Here is a 17946-nt window from a genome sequence, read left to right on the forward strand (position 1 = left end):
CGATGAACAAGAAAAAATCCGTCACCATCAGCGACATCGCCAAACGCGTCGGCATGACCACCATCACCGTGTCCCGTGCGCTGAGCAAACCTGACCTGGTGAAGCCTGCCACGCTGGAACGCATCCTTGAAGTGGCGCGGGAGCTGGATTACGTGCCCAACGCGTTCGCGCGCGGGCTCAAGCGCAGTGAAAGCCTGATCATCGGCGTGATCACTGCGTCAGTCGACAACCCGTTCTACAGCGAGATGATCAAGGCGATTTCCCGCGAGGCCAAACAGCACGGCTACACCATCATGCTGGTGGACACCGATGAGCTGGAGGAGCTGGAAAGCAAGGCGGTGGACACCCTGCTGGGTTACCGCGTGGCGGGGATCATCCTGTCGCCGGTCTCCGATGAGCCGAGCTACCAGCCCGACTACCTGGAGCGCCTGGGCAACGGCAAGACCCCGGTGGTGCTGCTCGACCGCACAATCCACGACAGCCCGTTCAGCCGTGTCGTGCTCGACAACTACCACAGTGGCATCCAGGCCGCGCACTACCTGCTACGCCAGACGCCCGACCTCAAGCGCCTGCTGGTGCTGACCGGCCCCGAGCATTCACGCATCACGGTGGAACGCCTCAAGGGCTTGCGCGAGGTGTTCGCCGAACACCCTCAAGTGCACCTCGAAGTCCAGGCCGGCGACTACACGCTGATGCCGTCCTACCTGCACACCCTCGACTACCTGGCCGAACACTCGGCGCCGGACGCGATCATGGGCTTCAACCAGTTGATCACCCTGGGTGCCCTGCGCGCCTTGCGCATGCACAACATTGCCCATGACAGCCTGACCATCTGCGGCATCGACCGCCTGCCTTTTGCCGATATCTTCGGCGTGCCCATCGCCTGCGTGGCCCACGATGCGTCACTGGCCGGCAGCAGCGCGGTGCGCCTGCTGCTTGATCGCCTGGCAGACCCGTACAAGCCACGGGACAAAGTGGTGATCGCCGGTCAGCTGGAAAACGGCTAGCGGCTGGTGTAGCCGCCGTCGATAGGCAGGCTCACGCCGCTGATCATGCTGGCGGCGCTGCTCAGTAGAAACAGCACCGGCAGTGCGACTTCCACGGTTTCAGCGAAGCGCCCCAGCGGAATCGCCGCCAACGCCGGGTCGCGCTTGGCCGGGTCGGACCAGGCCATGGTCGCCATCGGCGTCAGCGTGACCGTGGGGTTGACGCTGTTGACGCGAATCCCGAAGCGGCCCCACTCGGCACATTGCACGCGGGTGATCGCATCCAGCGCGGCCTTGGAGGCGCAGTAGCTGAGGTGATCGTCCAAAGCGACCAGCGAGGCCTGGCTGGAGACGTTGACGATGCTGCCGGCGATCTTCGCTTCGATCATTTTGGCCGCCACCCGGCTGGCGACTTGCGCGGCAGCGCGGGCGTTGACGCGCATCACCTGGTCGAACGCCTCGGCGCTGATCGCCGCCGCCGGTTCCAGGCGAGAGATGCCGGCGCAGTTGACCAGGCCGTGCAACGGCGGCAGTGCTTGCAGGGCGGTATCGAGGGCGGCGCTGTCGGCGACGTCCACGCACAGACTGTGGCAGCCGAGTTGGGCCAGGGCCTGCGCGTCGCGGCCCAAGGCGAAGACTTCGGCGCCGCTGGCGATCAATTGCAGCGCGATTTCCCGGCCAATGCCGCTGCTGGCGCCGGTGACGAGAATGCGCTGGTGGGTGAAGGTGAAGGCTGGGTTCATGGCTGACACTCTCAAAAACAATGAAGATCCCTTGTGGGAGCGGGCTTGCTCGCGAATGCGGTGGTTCAGCCATGCATCCAGTGACTGACACTGCGCATTCGCGAGCAAGCCCGCTCCCACTTTTTTGGACGGTGCTGAATCAGTGGGTTTGCAAGTTATGCATGATCGGTTTCAGCGCCGGGTACAGCTTCAGGTACTCGGCAAACGCCCGCTCATACGCCTCGACATTTTCCGCATTCGGCTCAGCCCGCAAGGCCAGCTGCACCCAACCCTTGTCCATCTCCCCGTCACTCACCAACCCCACCGTATGCGCTGCCAGCAGCGCCGCGCCCAAGGCCGCTTCGACCTCCTGGACGATGGTGTACACCGGGTACCGGGTCACATCCGCGATGATCTGCATCCACAGATCCGAATGGCTCGCGCCGCCCACCACGATCAGCCGCGGGTCGAGGGAATGTGCGCCACGCGTACCCGCCTCGATGTTATGGCGCAAGGCAAAACTCACCCCTTCGAGCACCGCGCGGTACAGGTGGATGCGGCTGTGGTAGAGGTTGAGCCCGACGAAACTGCCGCTGGCGCGGTCGTCCCACACCGGGCTGCGTTCGCCCATCAGGTACGGCAGGAACAGCAAGCCCTCGCTGCCCGCCGGGATCTGCATCGCGCTCTGTTCCAGCAACACCAGGCTGTCCTGGCCGCTGGCCTTGGCCTGTTGTTCTTCGGCCTGGCAGAACTGCTCGCGAAACCAGCTGACCGACGCCCCGGCGGTGATCGCGCCGCCGAAGATATACAGGTCCTGATGGCCGTTATAGACGTGGGGGAAACTCACCAGGCCATGGTGTGCATCCACGTGCTGGTTCAGGTAGCCCCAGCACATGCTGGTGCCAATCATCGCCACATGGTTGCCCGGCCGCGTAACGCCCGCCGCCAGGGTCGCCATGGCCGCGTCCACCCCGCCCGCCAGGATCGGCATACCCGCCTGCAAGCCCAGGCGCGTGGCCCAGCTTTCAAGCAGCCCACCGACCACTTCGCCGGAATGCACCAGCCGCTCAGGCATCATCGCCTGCGGTATGCCCAAGGCCTCGAGCATCTCCCCCGACCAACTGCGTGCCGCCACGTCATACACGCCGCCGATATTGCCGGCGCTGCTATGGTCGACCGCCAACTCACCGGTGAGGCACCAGTTGATGTAGCTGTTGGGCGGCAGCAGGTAGCGCGCGTCGGCCCATACCTGCGGCTGATGCTGCTTAAGCCAGAGCATCTTGGTGAAGCCGTAGTAGCTGTCCACCGAGTTACCGGTGACCGCGAACAGCCGCTCCAGGTCGACATGCTCGCGCACCCACGCGACCTGCTCGCCGGCACGGCGGTCCATCCAGATCAGGCATGGGTGCAGCGGCGTGATCTGCGCATCCACGGCAATCCCCGAACCGCCGTAGAGGCTGCTGATGCACAGCGCCTTGACCTGGTTTTTATCGACCCCGGCCTTTGCCATGCAGTGCGCCACGCACGCCTCCACGGCCTCCAGCCACACCTGTGGCCATTGCTCGGCCCAGCGCACTTTGGGGGTATCCACGCGATACCCCTGGCTGTGCTGGGCGATGATCCGGCCTTGACCATCCGCCAGCAGCGCCTTGGTGCTCTGGGTTCCGATATCGACACCCATCACGTATTCCATGATCACAGCACCGGCTTCAATAGCACCTTGATCGATTTGGTCGAGTTGGCCAACTCAAACGCTTCGGCAAAGTTATCCAGTGGGAAGTCATGGGTGACGATACCCTTGGAGGTGACCAGCCCACGCTCGAACAGGTCGATGGCAATCGGGTAGCAATACGGGCCGAGGTGCGCGCCGCGTACATCGAGTTCCTTGCGGTCGCCGATGATCGACCAGTCCACGCTGGTCTCGGCGCCGAACACGCTGAATTCCACGAAGCGCCCCAATTTGCGGATCAGGTCCAAGCCTTGGGTCACACCTGCCGGCACACCGGTGGTCTCGATGTACACGTCGCAGCCGTAACTGTCAGTGAGGCTGTTGATGATCTCGCGAGCGTTATCGCGGGACGGGTTGATCACCACGTCGGCGCCAAACTTTTTCGCCAGCTCCAGGCGCTCGTCAACCATGTCGATCACCACCAGTTTTTTCGGGGTTTTCAGCGCCGCGACCTGGACCATGCACAGCCCCAGCGTGCCCGCACCGGCGATCACCACCACGTCATCGAGCTGGATGTCGCCACGGTTGACGGTGTGGATCGAACAGGCCATCGGCTCCACCAGCGCCGAGTCTTCCAGGGACACCGACTCGGGAATCTTGTGCACGATGGCAGTCTTGGGGATGCGCATGTACTGGGCCATACCGCCTTCGGCCACTTCACGCTGGAAGCCGAAGATGTTGTGCACTTCGCACATCCAATACTTGCCGGACTTGCAGAAACGGCACTTGGCGCACGGCACGATCTGTTCGGCGATCACCTTGTCGCCTACCGCGACCTCAAAGTGCTCCTCGGCACCCTCGCCGACTTGCTCCACGTAGCCGAAAAACTCATGGCCCGGTACGACTGGCGCCTTGACCCAGGGGTTGTCGCCGCCCCAGAACATCGCCGCGCCGGAGTGGCACTTGCAGTCACTGGCGCAGATGCCACAGGCGGCGATGCGGATCACCAATTCATTCGGGCGCGCCTGGGGTTTGCCGATGCGTTCCAGGCGGTAGTCTTTCGGGCCGTGGCAGACGACGGCTTGCATTTCGGTGTGCTTGTCCATGGTGTTGGGTCCTGTCTTGAGAGGAAATTATCGATGGCGCTGACGGCTGATAAAAATCGCCAGCAAAATGATCCCGCCCTTGATCACGCTCTGGACGTAGGGCGAAACGCCGAGCATGTTCAGGCCGTTGTTGAGTACGCCGAGCAGCATGGCGCCGAGCAAGGTGCCGACGATCACCCCGCGCCCACCGGCAATCGAGGCACCGCCCAGCACCACGGCGGCAATGGCATCCAGCTCGAACGACACGCCGGCATTCGGCTGGCCGCTCATCAGCCGTGAGGTCAGCACCAGCCCGGCAATCGCAGCGGTCAAGCCGCTGATGCCATACACCAGCAACTTGAACCGCGCCGCGCGCACCCCGGACAGCCGCACCGCTTCTTCATTGCCACCGATGGCGTAGATGTAGCGGCCGATGCGCGTGTGTTGCAGCAGCACATAGGCCGCCAGGTAGGTAAGCAGCATGATCAGGATCGGCACCTGGATGCCGAACACGCTCTCGCGGCCGAAGAAGGCGAACCAGTCCGGCAGCCCGGAAATCGGGTAGCCGTCGGTGTACATCAGGCCAAAGCCACGGGCGATGCCCATGGTCGCCAGGGTCACGATGATCGGCGGCATGTGCAGGTAGGCGACGAACAAGCCATTGCCGATACCGAAGGCCACGCCCACCAGCATCCCGGCACCAATCGCCAGGCCGGGCGGCACGCCGGCAACCATCAAGCCGGCGGTCAAGGTGCCGGATAGCGCCATCACCGGCCCCACCGACAAATCGATGCCACCGGTAAGGATCACGCAGGTCATGCCCACCGCGATAATCGCGTTGATCGACACCTGGCGGGCGATGTTCGACAGGTTGCTGGCGGTGAGGAAGGTGTCGCTGGCGAGGATCATCACCAGGGTCACCACCACCAGCCCCACAAAGGGGTAAAACGCCGGCGAGCGCACCAGCCGCGCCAGGTTCAGGCGCAGCCGGCTGGCGTCGACACGGTTAATGGACGTATTCACTTGAGCCCCCTGTTGCATGGCGCATGACCTCTTGAGGATTGACGGCGGACGCTTCCAGAACCTTGACGATCGCGCCCTTGTGGAACACCGCGACGCGGTCGCACATGCCAATGACTTCGGGCAGTTCGGAAGAAATCATGATGATCGCGTAGCCCTGTTCGGTAAGGCTGCGCATCAGGGCGTAGATCTGCGCCTTGGCACCCACGTCGATGCCACGGGTGGGCTCGTCGAACACCAGCACGTCGCAGTGGTGGTTGATCCAGCGGGCGATCACCACCTTTTGTTGGTTGCCGCCGCTTAAGTTGAACACCCGACTCTCGCCGCTCGGGGCCTTGATCGACAGCTGACGCATCAGGTCTTCGACGCTGGCGCACTCCTTGGCCTTGTCGATCAGGCCGCTGGCGTTCTGGTACTTGGGCAGGTTGTTCAGGGAGATATTTTCGCGAATGCTGAAATCGGTGATCAGCCCTTCGCTCTTGCGGCTTTCCGGCAGCAGGCCGATGCCATGGGCGAGCGCCTGGGCCGGGTCGTCGAGGGTGATTTTCTCGCCGCGCAGCCACACGTCTTTGCTCACCGACGGCAGCGCGCCCATCATGCCCAAGGCCAGTTCGGTGCGGCCGGAACCGACCAGCCCGGCAAAGCCGAGAATTTCGCCCTGGTGCAATTTAAAGCTGTTGTGGGGGCCATTACGCACCAGCTGGATGTCCTTTACCTCCAGCAGCAACTGGCCTTTTTCGGCGCTGGGTTTGGGCGGAAAACTGCATTCCAGGCGCCGGCCGACCATCATTTCTACCAGGCGATCGATATCGCTGTCGGCCACGTCGGTAACCCCCACATTGCCGCCGTCGCGCAGCACGCTGATGCGGTCGCATACCTGGAAAATTTCCTCCAGGTGATGGGAGATAAAAATCACCGCCACGCCTTGGCGCTTGAGTTCGCGCATGATCTCGAACAGCAGCTCGGCTTCGCTCGGCGTGAGGGTTGCGGTGGGCTCATCGAGTACCAGCAAGCGCGCATCCAGGGCCAGGGCCTTGGCGATTTCAACAAATTGCTGCTCGGCCACACTCAGGTGCTTGACCGCGCACTGCAGGTCGATGCTCACGCCCAGGCGCTTGAACAACGCCTCGCTGGCGTCGACCATCTCGCGCTTGCGCAATAGACCGAAGCGGTTGCTCAGCTCATGGCCGAGGAAGATATTTTCCACCGCCGTGAGGTAGGGAATCAGGCTGAACTCCTGGAACACAATGCCGATACCGGCGGCAATCGCATCACGGTAAGTTGCGAAGTGCTGCGCCCGGCCATCGATCAGAATCTGCCCTTCGTCCTGATGCTCGACGCCGCCGAGGATCTTCATCAGGGTGGACTTGCCCGCGCCATTTTCCCCGAGCAAGGCATGGATCTCGCCGCGCTCCACTTGCAGGTTGATGGACTTGAGGGCCTGTACCCCGGGGTAACGCTTACAGATATTTTCCAGCTGCAAAAGACTGCTCATACCGCCGACCTCGTATTCAGTAGGAATCCTTGAGCCCCGCGCGTAACGCGGGGCCTGGGCGATTTACCAGCTGAAATCCTTGGCCTTGGCCTGGTCGATCAAGGTGATGTCGACCGGGATCGTGGCGGGCACTTGCGAGCCCCACTTCTTGGCCAGGGCAATACCCAGGGCAAGGCGGATCTGGTCGCGGGGGTATTGGGCGGAAGTGGCGATGAACTTGCTGCCGGGTTTCTGGATCGCCTTGATCGCTTCCGGCGCGCCGTCGACGCTCACCAGTTTCACGTCCAGGCCACTGGCTTCGATGGCCGACAAGGCGCCGAGGGAGCCGTTGTCATTCACGCTGAAAATGCCCTTGAGGGTGGGCTGTGCCTGCAGCATGTTTTCGGTGACGGTCAGCGCCTGGTCACGTTCCTGCTTGCCGTTCTGGATGCTGACAATCTTGATCTCCGGATGCTTGGCCACGGCCTCTTTGCAGCCGCGCACACGCTCCAGGATCGGCACCACGGCAATGCCGTCGAGGATGGCGATATTGCCTTTGTCGCCGATGTTCTTGGCCAGGTATTCACAGGCCTGGAAACCGGCGTCGAAGTTCTTCGAACCGACGAAGGAATCCAGCGGGCCCTCGGCCTGCGCGTCCACGGCGACCACCACAACGCCGGCAGCGTGGGCGGATTTGACGGCCGATTGCACGCCGACCGAATCCGTCGGGTTGATCAGCAGGATATCGATACCTTTTTGCAGCATGTCTTCGACGTCACTGACCTGCTTGGACACGTCGTGACGGGCATCGGTGATGATCAGTTTCGCACCGATGGTCGCGCCGGCTTCTTCGAGGGCGTTTTTCATGGTGACGAAATAGGGGTTGTTGATTTCCTGGAACGAGGCGCCGATGCGGATCGGTTTGGCGGCGTCGGCAAAGACAGCGGTTGTTGAGCCGAGGGTGATGCTTACAGCCAATAAACACAGGGTTTTCGGGAGCATTTTCATGGCGTGGGTCTCTGTTTTGTTTTTATTTTTAGAGCAAATGTTATCGTTAACATTTTGCGAGAAGCTAGCAAGGAAATGAGGGGTGTGCAAGCCCCCACTGGTCACTTCAAGTTACGCGGTCCCTGTGGGAGCTGGCTTGCCTGCGATGGCATCCACTCGCTGTGCCTGACACAACGCGGTGTCTGCATCGCAGGCAAGCCAGCTCCCACAGGGGTTTCATGCGCAGCGTAAAAACTCGCACATTCCCCACCACCAACTAAGCTCACCCTCCAACAAAAAAATACCGAGCAACCCGCCATGGCCCACCCCACCGAGACCTTTCGCGACCGCTACCGCGCCGCCGTCAGCCGCCGTTACAACCCCTGGCTGCACGCCGGTTTCGTGCTCGGTTATGGCATCGTATGCATCGCACTGGCCTGGTCCACCACGGCGCAGATCACTGCCCTGCAATGGCTGACCGTGCCCGTGACCCTGGTGTTCTTCAACCTGTGCATTTACCTCGTGCACCGCCATCTCGGCCATCACAAACACCGCGTGGCGCGGTTGTTTTATGCGCGCCACACCGGCGATCACCACAGCTTTTTTACCCCCGGCCACATGACGTTCGACAGCCCCAAGGACTGGCGCGTGATCCTCTTCCCAGCCTGGCTCATCGTGATCCACAGCCTGGTAATCACCCTGCCCGCCTGGTGGCTGCTCCAGCACCTGAACCCCAACGTAGCCGGCCTGTTCGCCGGCTGCATGATCCTCGGCTACCTGCTTTACGAAGTCTTCCACGCCTGCGAACACCTGCCCGCCACGCACCCGGTGGCGCGCCTGCCGTGGATTCGCCAGATGCACCACCTGCATGCCCTGCATCATCGCCGCGAGCTGATGCAGGGGCGCAATTTCAATATCGTCCTCCCGCTGATGGATTACCTGTTCGGCACCCTGCACTGGGAGCCGGGCCCCCACGACAACCAGGAATCGTCATGAGTACCCGTCCAAAAAAACTGCGTCACCTGATGTTTGTGTTGCTGCTTGGCGTGATCGCGTTTCTGTTGTTGATGCCCACCAAGGTGCAACCGGTGAACTGGACGCCGCCCAAGGCGCCGTCGATGAAGCACGGGCCCTACACCGAAAACCAACGCCTCAAGGGCGTGCAGAAAATCGGCGCCCAGGACATCCCCGGGCCCGAGGCGTTGCTGCTGGATGCCCAGGGGTTCCTGATCAGCGGCCTGCATGACGGACGCATCATCCGCACCTCGCCCGACAGCCGCAGCCTGGAAGTGCTGGCCAATACCGGTGGGCGCCCGCTGGGCATGGCTCTGCACCCGGATGGGCGCCTGATCATTGCCGACGGGATCAAAGGCCTGCTCGCGCTGGATACCCGCCGCCAAATCACCACCCTGAGCACCGCCGCCGCTAGCGTGCCGTTTGGCTTTACCGATGATGTGGTCGTGGACGCCGCCGGGCGTTATGCGTACTTCAGCGATGCGTCGAGCCGCTGGGGGTATGGCCAGGATGGCGAAGCGGTGATCGAACATGGCGGCGATGGCCGGCTGCTGCGCTATGACTTCAGCAATGGCACCACCGAAGTGCTGTTGGAACAGCTGCAATTCGCCAATGGCGTGGCCCTCGGCCCGAACGAAAACTACGTGCTGGTCAATGAAACCGGCGCTTATCGCATCAGCCGCTATTGGCTCAAGGGCGAGCGCGCAGGCAAGCACGACCTGTTTATCGACAACCTGCCCGGCCTGCCGGACAACCTCAGTTTCAACGGCCAGGACCGCTTCTGGGTGGCCTTGTATTCACCCCGCAACCCACTGCTGGACAGCTTTGCCGGCTACCCGCTGCTACGCAAAGTGATGGTGCGCGCCCTGCTCGTGCTGCCCAAGCCCATCGAGCGCAAAGCGTTTGTGCTGGGGCTGGATACCGAGGGCAAGGTCATCGCCAATCTGCAGGATGGCAGCGCCGGCAATTACTCACCGATCACCACCGCCCGCGAGTATGGCAACTGGCTGTACCTGGGCTCGTTGAAGAGTACGAGCATGGCGCGCCTGCCGTTGGCGCTGGCATTGGAGCCATAACGCCAAAAGGGCATACAGGCGCGAGGCCTGTATGCCCTGGGGTCTAACGCGTCAGTGCCTTAGGCCTTGCTGCTGCTCAGCAAGGTCTGTGTGCACAAGTGGCCAAAGCTCACATACGGAACATTGTCCCCACCAACGCCGATCCCTGGATACTCCAGCACTTCCATACGCCATACGCCGTAGTTGAAGTAGGTCCGCCAGGTGTTGTTGTAGCCCTGGGCGTAATCGACAAAGGTGGTCTGGAAATCACCGGAGCAGGTGCCCACGTTGATCGTCCCAGCGGCCTCGCCGGCACTGTCGGTGGCTGCCGAATACGCCTGGTAGACGATGTCGCCATTGTCCGGGTCGATACGTTGGTCGAGGAACACAATCGGGTGCAGCCCCACCAGTGGCATGCCGGTGCTGTCCGACAGGCTCATGTTCCAGGTCAGGTTCCGATAGGCCTGGGTGGTCATGTAGCCGTAGCCCACATCGGAAGCCGAATACGGGATGCGGATCACGCTCGGCTCGCCTTTCACATCCGAGGTATTGATGCGTGGGTTGGAACCAAACGACAGGTTGTATTTACCCGTCGCACTCCAGGCGGCATTCGGGTTCGGCCGCACACGCAACTTGACCACGCCGCCAACGCCCGGGTTGGACACCGAGTCCGACTTGAGGTTGGGGTCCACCACGACCCACTGATTACCGTTCAGGCGTTCCAGGATCCACTTGTTGCGGGCATCGGCAGTCAACGCAAAGCCCACGCTCTGGCCACGTACGGCCTTGAAATCGAAGTAGTCGACATCGTTGACGCTGTCGGCGTTGCCGCTGAGGTAGTTGAGCGTGTCCGGCAGCTGGAAAGCCGTGTCCGGCGTGTCATTGGGCTCGAATGCATCGAGATTGGCATCCACCGCCACGCCGAACTGGAAGCTCGACCCCGCCACCGCCGCATTGGCTTCCATGAACCAGTAGTAATCACCGGCCGGCAGCACACCACCGAGGCTTTCATCACCGGTGCCAGGGTTGTCGGAAGTACCCAGGGGAATCGGGTTGCCTTGGCCGTCGTCCTGGAACAGGGTCAACGACATGTTGGTGCCCGCCGTCTGGCCGACCAACAGCGCATTGATCCGCGCCTTCTGCGGCAGGTTGAAGTGGTAGCACAGCAAGTCGCCGGTTTGCACACCGTTGACCGTGTACAACTGGTTCACATCCAGAGTGGTCTCACAGCCCTGGACCAGCGCCGCCTGCACGGCACTCGCCTGTTGAGCGTCGGCTTTCGTAACTTTAGTCACCGGGGCCGCTGCCGTGCGGTTTTCTACCCCCAAAGCGGCCTTGGCCTTGGCGGCAACCACAGGCTTCTTCAGTTGCTGTTTCAGCGCCGCAGAAGCCTTGGCAGCCGGTACATCGCCAGCCGCTTTCAGGGTTTGCTTGACCGCTTGCGCAGCCAGTTGAGGGTATTGTTCGGCCAGGGCAAAGGCCGACACGAAGCAGGTGGCCGCCATGGCCGCGCCCAGCATAAAGGCTTTTTTCGATTTCATTTTTTATCCATCCATAGTTAAAAAGTGAAGCTCAGGTGACATCCGGTCACCTGGGATGGAATGTAGGATATGACTGGATGGATGTACAGTATTTTTTCGAAAAAACTTACCACTCGAGCCAAGTGCACCAATAGCCCCAACTGATGGCCCAAATCATCGCGAGGCGATAGGGCCACACTGCCCAACGCCTGAGTGATGACGGGATGGACGCCAATTCAGCCTCCGTCAGGTACCCCTCTTTCACCGAACGCTTTGGCGTGCGGAGGATGTCAATCAACAGCCCCATACGTCTGGACCGGCTGACACGCTGGGTTCGCTCCCAGCGTTGCCTGCTGTTACGAACCTCTGGGTTTTCACTGAAGTAACTTTCCAGCTCGTCGAGTTTTGTACAGCCTGCAAATAGCAACAGCCCCAACACCACGAACGTGCCGACAATCATCACGATGGTGTAGGCGAAAAAAAATGACATGGTTAAGCCTCCTCTGGCTGGAAGATCAGATCACCATCGACCTCAATGATTACCCCACCCAAAAACGCACCGCCTTTGCCACCGGTTTTTCCTCCTGCATACCCTCCCGCCGCGCCGCCAATAATTCCATTAGGGAATGGGGATATCGCACCATCTGCGCCAGACGGTCCAGACAACCGTCGCGATTATCCAAATGAATAAAAGATAGTAGGGCCACACCACCCAACGTTTAAGTGCTGAAGGAACAGCCGCCAGCTCGGCCTCGGTGACATCACCGGCGTTCACATGGCGCTTCGAGTCGGACAGGAACTCGAAGATCAACAGCATGCGATACTGCTTATCGATCCACTGGTTTCTCTTCCAAAAACGCTTATTGCTACGGACCATTTCGTTTTGACTGAAATAACTTTCCACCTCGTCGAGCTTTGTATATTCGGCAAAAAGCATCAGCCCTAGAACCACAAATATCCCAACAAACCACACCATTGTGTAGGCGAGAAAAAAATCCATGATCAGGCGCCCTCTGGTTGAAAGATCAAATCACCATCGACCTCCAGGATCTTTCCACCCAGAAACGCCCCGCCATCCCCAAACGCATCTCCTAATGAATACCCTCCCGCAGCGCCTCCAATAACTCCACAGGCCAGCCCCCCTTTACTTCTAGATGCGATGCCCAACAATACCTTGCATGCATAACGAGTTAGCGCAGCGCCTCCCTTCCCTCCCACCGTAGCCCCTGCCACCGAAGCTACCAACCGACCACCCTCGACATACTTCGCCCGCCGACACTCCGCCTCCCGCCCCGTCACACACGACTCCTTGATTTCCAACCCCGCATTCCCCACATCCAACGCCAACCCCACATAAGTCCCCTTACCCAACCACTTCGACATCTGCGCAATCTCGCGCATCCGCTTGGCATACCCCTCTATCTCCCCCTTGTGCAAATAGCTCTTGGTCGAAATCCCCAACACCTTTTTCAACGACTGATTGCCCTGCAACCCCGTACCAAATCGCGCGGCGCCCTGCAGTTGCAGGTCCAACTGCCGGAACAACGCCTGGCGCTGTTGGAGAAACGCCTGCCGGTCCAATGCGCCGCCCTTGAAGCGTTGATGCAAGCGGTCTACGTCTTCCAGGGTGTGCGCCACCTCATCCAGGTGTCGCGCCCATGCCGACGTCGCACTGCCGATACCAATCGAGCCATACGTCAGGAAACTCTGCAGCAAGTCGTAGTTGCCGAGCACCGCGTTGCCGACCGACGTATCCATCTCCAGGTTTCGGCGAACGTCTTCGGCATGCCGCATCAACCAGGCTTCCTCGCCGGAACAACTCACGCTGTAGGTATCGGGAACGATCACCACCTGCCCCGGCGCCACCAAGCCTGGACGCAGGTGCCGGTTCAGCACATCAAAATGAGCAGAGCGCTGCTGGCTGAGCGCGCGGCCCATCAGGCGGTATTTCAAACTTTCGTAGTCCGTTGTGTGGTCATTGATATATCCCTGCGCCATGCCTTACATCCCGGATGCAATGAAGATGGCGCCGAAATATAAGCAAGCGAACCCGCCCCGGACACAAGCCCAAGGGGGGCGAATTACATTTGGGAAGTTGCCTACTTAGCTAAGAAACAGTGCCTACAGAAACCAGCCTAATAACCGGTCATTTCCAGGTAACCCACCCCACCCTCGAACTGCACCGGGCCTTCCCAGTACGGAATACTCAGGTTCATCCAGGCGTTCGGGTTGACGGCGTCAGTGACGATATCCAGCTGTTTGCCGGGAATTTTCAGCGACCAACGTGTAGGCATCTTGCGCCCGTCGATGGTCGTGGTTGCCAGGGGCACCAATTGGATATCGGCGTTATGCAGGGTTTGGGTACGGCCTTCGCGGTCGATCCAGGTGCCGGTCAGGTAGGCCGCACCGTCGGTTTGCCGTACCCGAAACAGCATCAACTGCTCGCCACGGTCGAGGTGCAGGGAGAACCAGTCCCAACCGGTCTGGCTGGCGGCCAGCGGTTGGCTGCTCCATTCGCGATCGAGCCACGCGGGGCCGGTGACTTGGTAGACCTTGCCATCGATGCTCACGCTGCCACTGGCGCTGAAAAACGGCTGACTGTAGTAGTACGAAGCCTGGCCCTGGTCGGATTTGCGACTGTAGCCGCCGTCGCCCTGCAACACCAGCGGGCGGCTGGAGGTCAGCTGCAGGTCATAGGCGAAGTGCGCGCCGCTGGCCTTGAGCTGCATGTCCGCCAGGGGGCTGGCTGCACCCGGGCGGCTGGCGAAATTCCAGTCGTCGATCCAGGCATTGAACGGCATCGCCTGCGCCCCGGCCTGGCCGACGCCGCCACGTGCATAACGCTCGGCGGCATAGTGACGGGTGGCAGAGGTGACGGCGGCGTGGCCCAGCCAGACGGTCGAATCCTGCCAGCCCGCTTGCGTCGGCCCGGCCTTGAGGGCATTGCGAAACAACGTCCATTGCACGCCGTACAGATTGCCCTGGGCATCCTTGAGGTTGGCGGTGACATACCACCATTCAATGCGAAAGCCCGCGTGGGGGCCATGGTCCTCGGGGAAGCTGAAGACCTTGCCGGGCACCACCTGGGCAAAATCCGCCGCGTCACTGCCCAACCCGGCGAAGCTTTCCTCGGGTGCGGGGGCTTTGTCGCAGGCACTCACCAGCAACAGTGCAGCCCATAGCAGCGACTTAATCTTCATGGGCAAACGTCCTCAACAAGTCAGCCGGGCGGCTGCGGTACAACTGCCACAGCGGCCAGGCCGATGCCAACAGCGTGGCCAACATCGCCAGCCCCAGCAACTGCGCCAATTGCCACGGGAACACCTGCAACGGCAACCGCCAGCCAAACGCCTGCACATTGATCACCGCGTCCAGGCACCAGGCCAACAACACGCCCAACGGCAGCGCGAGGACCAGCGTGAGCAGCGCCAGCAGCCAGGTCTGCCCCAGGTTCAGCAGCATCAATTGCCGCCGTGTCACGCCCAGGGCCCACAGCGGCGCGAGCTGGCCGAGGCGGCTTTGGCTCTGGGTCAACAGGCTGATAAACAGCGCCACGCCGGCCACGCCGAGCGTCAGGCTGTTGAGCGCCGCCGTGGCGGCAAAGGTGCGTTCGAACACTTGGCTCGACCAACCCTTGAGCTGCTGCTGGTCGACGATCCGGCTGTCTTCCAGGGCGAAGGCGCGCTGCACCGCATGGATCAGCGGCGCCACATCGGTCGGCGCGACCCGCAGGTTGAACCGTGCCGGTGACAGCCCCGGCCAGTGGGCCAGCAGTTGCGCGGAAGTGACCAGCATATGGCCCTTGGGGTTGCCATAGTCGGCGTAGATCCCCACTACCTTGGGTGCCCACACACCTTGCGGCGTGGAAATTTTGACCGTGTCGCCAAGGCTCACCGCCAGCCGCCGCGCCAGTTGCTCGCTGAGCATCAGGGTGTCGCCTTGCTGCAACTGGTCCCAGGGTGCGCGCACCGCGTCCAGCAAAGGCCAGTGCTGGCGATAGGTGGGGTCGTCAACCACGCCAAACAGATCCGCCGGCCAGCCCTGCACTTGCACGGCCACCTGCCAGGTGGGCAATACAGTCTGCACCAGGGGTTGCTGCGCCAGCCACGTGCTGAGTTGCTCCGCCTGGGCCGGGTTTTGCGGGTTGAGGTACAGCTCGGCGGTGAGGCGTTGCTCCAGCCAGTTATTGAAGGTGTGACGAAAGCCCGACGTCATCGACCCCGCACCGATGTTCGCGGCCAGCGCCAACAGCAGCGCCATCAGCGCCAGGCTCAGCGCCGGCAATTGCTGGCGGCAGTCGGCGAGAAACCATTGCCCGAGTACCCCGCGGCTGCGCCCCAACACCGCCTTCAACAAGGCGTTGAGCAGTACCGGCAAACCAAGGGCGGCGCCGAGCAGCAACGCGGCCATCAGCACAAACCCGGCGGCCAGGCTGTCACCCAACCACAACGCCAGCAACGCAATCGACAACGCGATGCCGGCCACCCAACCCTGGCGCCGCAACCAGCGCCCATGAGCCTCATGCCAGGCCTGGGCATTGGCCAGCGCCAGCAACGGCAAACGCGCCGCCCGCCACAGGCTGCCGGCACCGGCGAGCACGGCGCCCAGCAGGCTCAGGCCGAGCCCCGCCAGCCACCATCCCGGGCTCAGACTCAACTGCCCGGGCACTTCGGCGCCATACAACCCGCGCAGGCTGGCGGCCACATCCGGTAGCAGCAGGCTGGCCAACAGGTAACCGCTGGCAACGCCGAGCACCCCGCCCAACAACGATAAAGCTCCCAGTTCGACGCCCAGCCCGAGCACCAACAGACGCGCACTCACCCCACAGGCGCGCAAGGTCCGCAACAGCCCGCGCCGCTGCTCCAGCGCCAGGCCGATGGCGGCGTGCACGATAAACAGCCCCACCACGAACGCGAGCATGCCCAATGCGTCGAGGTTCAGGTGAAAGCTCTCAGTCAGGCGTGCGAGGTTATTGTCCTCGCCCTGCTTGAGTTGCAGCGCCGCCGGAGGCGTGGGATGGCTGGCGGCGAAGGCCTTGTCCAGCAGCAACCGCGACAGACGCTCGGGCATCTGCAGCAGCGGCTGGGCAAAACCGATGTCGGTGAGCAACAGGCCGGGCGCCATATCGGGCTGGGCCTGCAAGGGCGGCAACGCCTGCCCGCTCAACGTGACGGGCTGCGCGCCCTCACGCAGCCCCAGCGCCTGCAAGGTTTGCGGGGCGATCCAGGTTCGCCCCGGCGGGGTAAAAAACCCGAGCATCTGCGCCTGGCTAAAACGCTGCCCGGCCACCGCACCGCCGCCGGGCAACGACAGCGGGTCGATCCCCATCAATTGCAGGCGCACGTCCTCCATGCCCTTGAGTTGCACGCGCCCCTGCACCACCGGCGACACCGGCCACCCGGCGCGGCGCAACTGGGAGAACAGCGCCTGCGGGAAACTCGCCCCATCCGGCGCACTGAGGCTGGCCTGGGGTTCGCCGCCGATCAGTTGGCTGGCGCGCGCATAGCTATCGCGTGCCTGGCTGTTGAGGGCCTGCACGCCGGTCAACAAAGCGGTGGCCAGCCACAAGCCGGTCAATACGCTGAAAAACTGCACCGGATGGCGCCGCCAGTGGCTGAGCAAAGCGCGCATGGTCCAATAAAACACGCTCACCCGGACGCTGCCTCGGTAGGCACGACCCGCCCATGATGCAACACCACCTGCCGGTCCAGCCGCGCGGCGATGCGCGGGCTGTGGGTGACCATCAACAGGCTGGTGGGGCTGTCGCGCAGCAGGTCAAGCAGCAGTTGCAGCACCTCATCGCTGGTAGCTTCGTCGAGGTTGCCGGTGGGCTCGTCGGCCAACAGCAACCGCGGGCGCGAGGCCAGCGCGCGCCCCACCGCCACGCGTTGCTGCTGGCCGCCCGAGAGTTGTTCCGGGTAACGCTTGAGCAGGTCGCCCAGGCCCAGGCGTTCCACCAGTTGCGCCTGCCATTGGGCATCGAAGCGCCCCGCCAGGCGGGCCTGGAAGGCCAGGTTGTCGTCGACACGCAAACTGCTGATCAGGTTGAACTGCTGGAACACCAGGCCGATTTCGGTACGCCGCCAGTGGGCCAGTTGCGCTTCGCCCAGTTGGTCAAGGCGTTGCTCGCCCACCTGGATGCAGCCGCCATCCACGCGGTCAAGCCCGGCCACCAGGTGCAACAGGGTGCTCTTGCCACTGCCGGATTCGCCCATCAACGCGAGGCTGCTGCGCGCAGCCAGGTGCAAGTCGACACCCGCCAGTACCGCCAGGGGGCCCTGGGGCGTGGCATAGCTTTTGAAAACACCTTGCACTTGCAGCATGAGAACACTCGTTTAAGGGCGGGCAATCGAGAATAACGGCTGCCGACCAAGGCCACGCAAATTTTTCACATGGATTTCACCGGCTGCCCAC

At 62.2% G+C, this 17946-nt stretch carries 16 protein-coding genes; 3 read left to right on the forward strand and 13 right to left on the reverse strand.

Annotated elements, in window-relative coordinates:
* The first annotated feature begins 2 nt into the window (after positions 1-2).
* On the forward strand, positions 3-1007 hold the full coding sequence (locus CXQ82_RS19985; RefSeq protein ID WP_101271941.1) for a LacI family DNA-binding transcriptional regulator: 1005 nt from the start codon (positions 3-5) through the stop codon (positions 1005-1007).
* On the opposite strand, the gene CXQ82_RS19990 is transcribed toward CXQ82_RS19985, so the two are convergent.
* From CXQ82_RS19990 to CXQ82_RS20015, 6 genes are all read right to left on the reverse strand, one after another.
* Positions 1004-1729 (reverse strand): SDR family oxidoreductase, encoded by a 726-nt coding sequence (locus CXQ82_RS19990; RefSeq protein ID WP_101271942.1) that lies wholly within the window; start codon positions 1727-1729, stop codon positions 1004-1006. The two genes, CXQ82_RS19985 and CXQ82_RS19990, sit on opposite strands and share 4 nt — an antisense overlap.
* A 139-nt stretch (positions 1730-1868) precedes the next feature.
* Positions 1869-3401, reverse strand: coding sequence for an FGGY-family carbohydrate kinase (locus CXQ82_RS19995; protein WP_101273835.1), 1533 nt, complete (start codon positions 3399-3401; stop codon positions 1869-1871).
* A gap of 2 nt (positions 3402-3403) precedes the next feature.
* Positions 3404-4483: an alcohol dehydrogenase catalytic domain-containing protein gene (locus tag CXQ82_RS20000; protein ID WP_101271943.1), complete on the reverse strand. Its 1080-nt coding sequence runs from the start codon at positions 4481-4483 to the stop codon at positions 3404-3406.
* Between the two features lie 27 nt (positions 4484-4510).
* The gene (locus tag CXQ82_RS20005; RefSeq protein WP_101271944.1) at positions 4511-5503 is read right to left on the reverse strand and encodes an ABC transporter permease; all 993 of its coding nucleotides are present in this window, start codon (positions 5501-5503) and stop codon (positions 4511-4513) included.
* Entirely contained in the window at positions 5469-6977 is a 1509-nt protein-coding gene (locus CXQ82_RS20010; protein WP_101271945.1) for a sugar ABC transporter ATP-binding protein, read from the reverse strand. The genes CXQ82_RS20005 and CXQ82_RS20010 overlap by 35 nt, the downstream gene beginning before the upstream one ends.
* Before the next feature lie 63 nt (positions 6978-7040).
* Positions 7041-7964, reverse strand: a complete 924-nt coding sequence (locus tag CXQ82_RS20015; protein ID WP_101271946.1) for a substrate-binding domain-containing protein — start codon at positions 7962-7964, stop codon at positions 7041-7043.
* A 297-nt stretch (positions 7965-8261) separates the two neighbouring features.
* Here CXQ82_RS20015 and CXQ82_RS20020 point away from each other — a divergent pair, with 297 nt between their 5' ends.
* Positions 8262-8939: a sterol desaturase family protein gene (locus CXQ82_RS20020; protein ID WP_101271947.1), complete on the forward strand. Its 678-nt coding sequence runs from the start codon at positions 8262-8264 to the stop codon at positions 8937-8939.
* A complete protein-coding gene (locus CXQ82_RS20025; protein ID WP_101271948.1) occupies positions 8936-10033 on the forward strand; it encodes an SMP-30/gluconolactonase/LRE family protein in 1098 nt (365 codons plus the stop codon). The genes CXQ82_RS20020 and CXQ82_RS20025 overlap by 4 nt, the downstream gene beginning before the upstream one ends.
* Before the next feature lie 59 nt (positions 10034-10092).
* On the opposite strand, the gene CXQ82_RS20030 is transcribed toward CXQ82_RS20025, so the two are convergent.
* From CXQ82_RS20030 to CXQ82_RS20060, 7 genes are all read right to left on the reverse strand, one after another.
* On the reverse strand, positions 10093-11553 hold the full coding sequence (locus CXQ82_RS20030; RefSeq protein ID WP_101271949.1) for a hypothetical protein: 1461 nt from the start codon (positions 11551-11553) through the stop codon (positions 10093-10095).
* A 106-nt stretch (positions 11554-11659) separates the two neighbouring features.
* A complete protein-coding gene (locus CXQ82_RS20035) occupies positions 11660-12022 on the reverse strand; it encodes a hypothetical protein (RefSeq protein WP_101271950.1) in 363 nt (120 codons plus the stop codon).
* A 129-nt stretch (positions 12023-12151) separates the two neighbouring features.
* Positions 12152-12532, reverse strand: a complete 381-nt coding sequence (locus tag CXQ82_RS20040; protein WP_101271951.1) for a hypothetical protein — start codon at positions 12530-12532, stop codon at positions 12152-12154.
* 2 nt (positions 12533-12534) lie between these two features.
* Positions 12535-13530, reverse strand: coding sequence for a hypothetical protein (locus CXQ82_RS20045; RefSeq protein WP_101271952.1), 996 nt, complete (start codon positions 13528-13530; stop codon positions 12535-12537).
* A gap of 137 nt (positions 13531-13667) precedes the next feature.
* Positions 13668-14732 (reverse strand): lipocalin-like domain-containing protein, encoded by a 1065-nt coding sequence (locus CXQ82_RS20050; protein WP_101271953.1) that lies wholly within the window; start codon positions 14730-14732, stop codon positions 13668-13670.
* Positions 14722-17184, reverse strand: a complete 2463-nt coding sequence (locus tag CXQ82_RS20055) for an FtsX-like permease family protein (RefSeq protein ID WP_101271954.1) — start codon at positions 17182-17184, stop codon at positions 14722-14724. Before CXQ82_RS20055 ends, CXQ82_RS20050 begins: the two co-directional genes overlap by 11 nt.
* On the reverse strand, positions 17181-17855 hold the full coding sequence (locus tag CXQ82_RS20060) for an ABC transporter ATP-binding protein (protein ID WP_101271955.1): 675 nt from the start codon (positions 17853-17855) through the stop codon (positions 17181-17183). The genes CXQ82_RS20055 and CXQ82_RS20060 overlap by 4 nt, the downstream gene beginning before the upstream one ends.
* Positions 17856-17946 lie beyond the last annotated feature (91 nt).

The sequence above is a fragment of the Pseudomonas sp. S09G 359 genome (assembly GCF_002843605.1).
In the GTDB taxonomy this organism is placed as follows: Bacteria; Pseudomonadota; Gammaproteobacteria; order Pseudomonadales; family Pseudomonadaceae; genus Aquipseudomonas.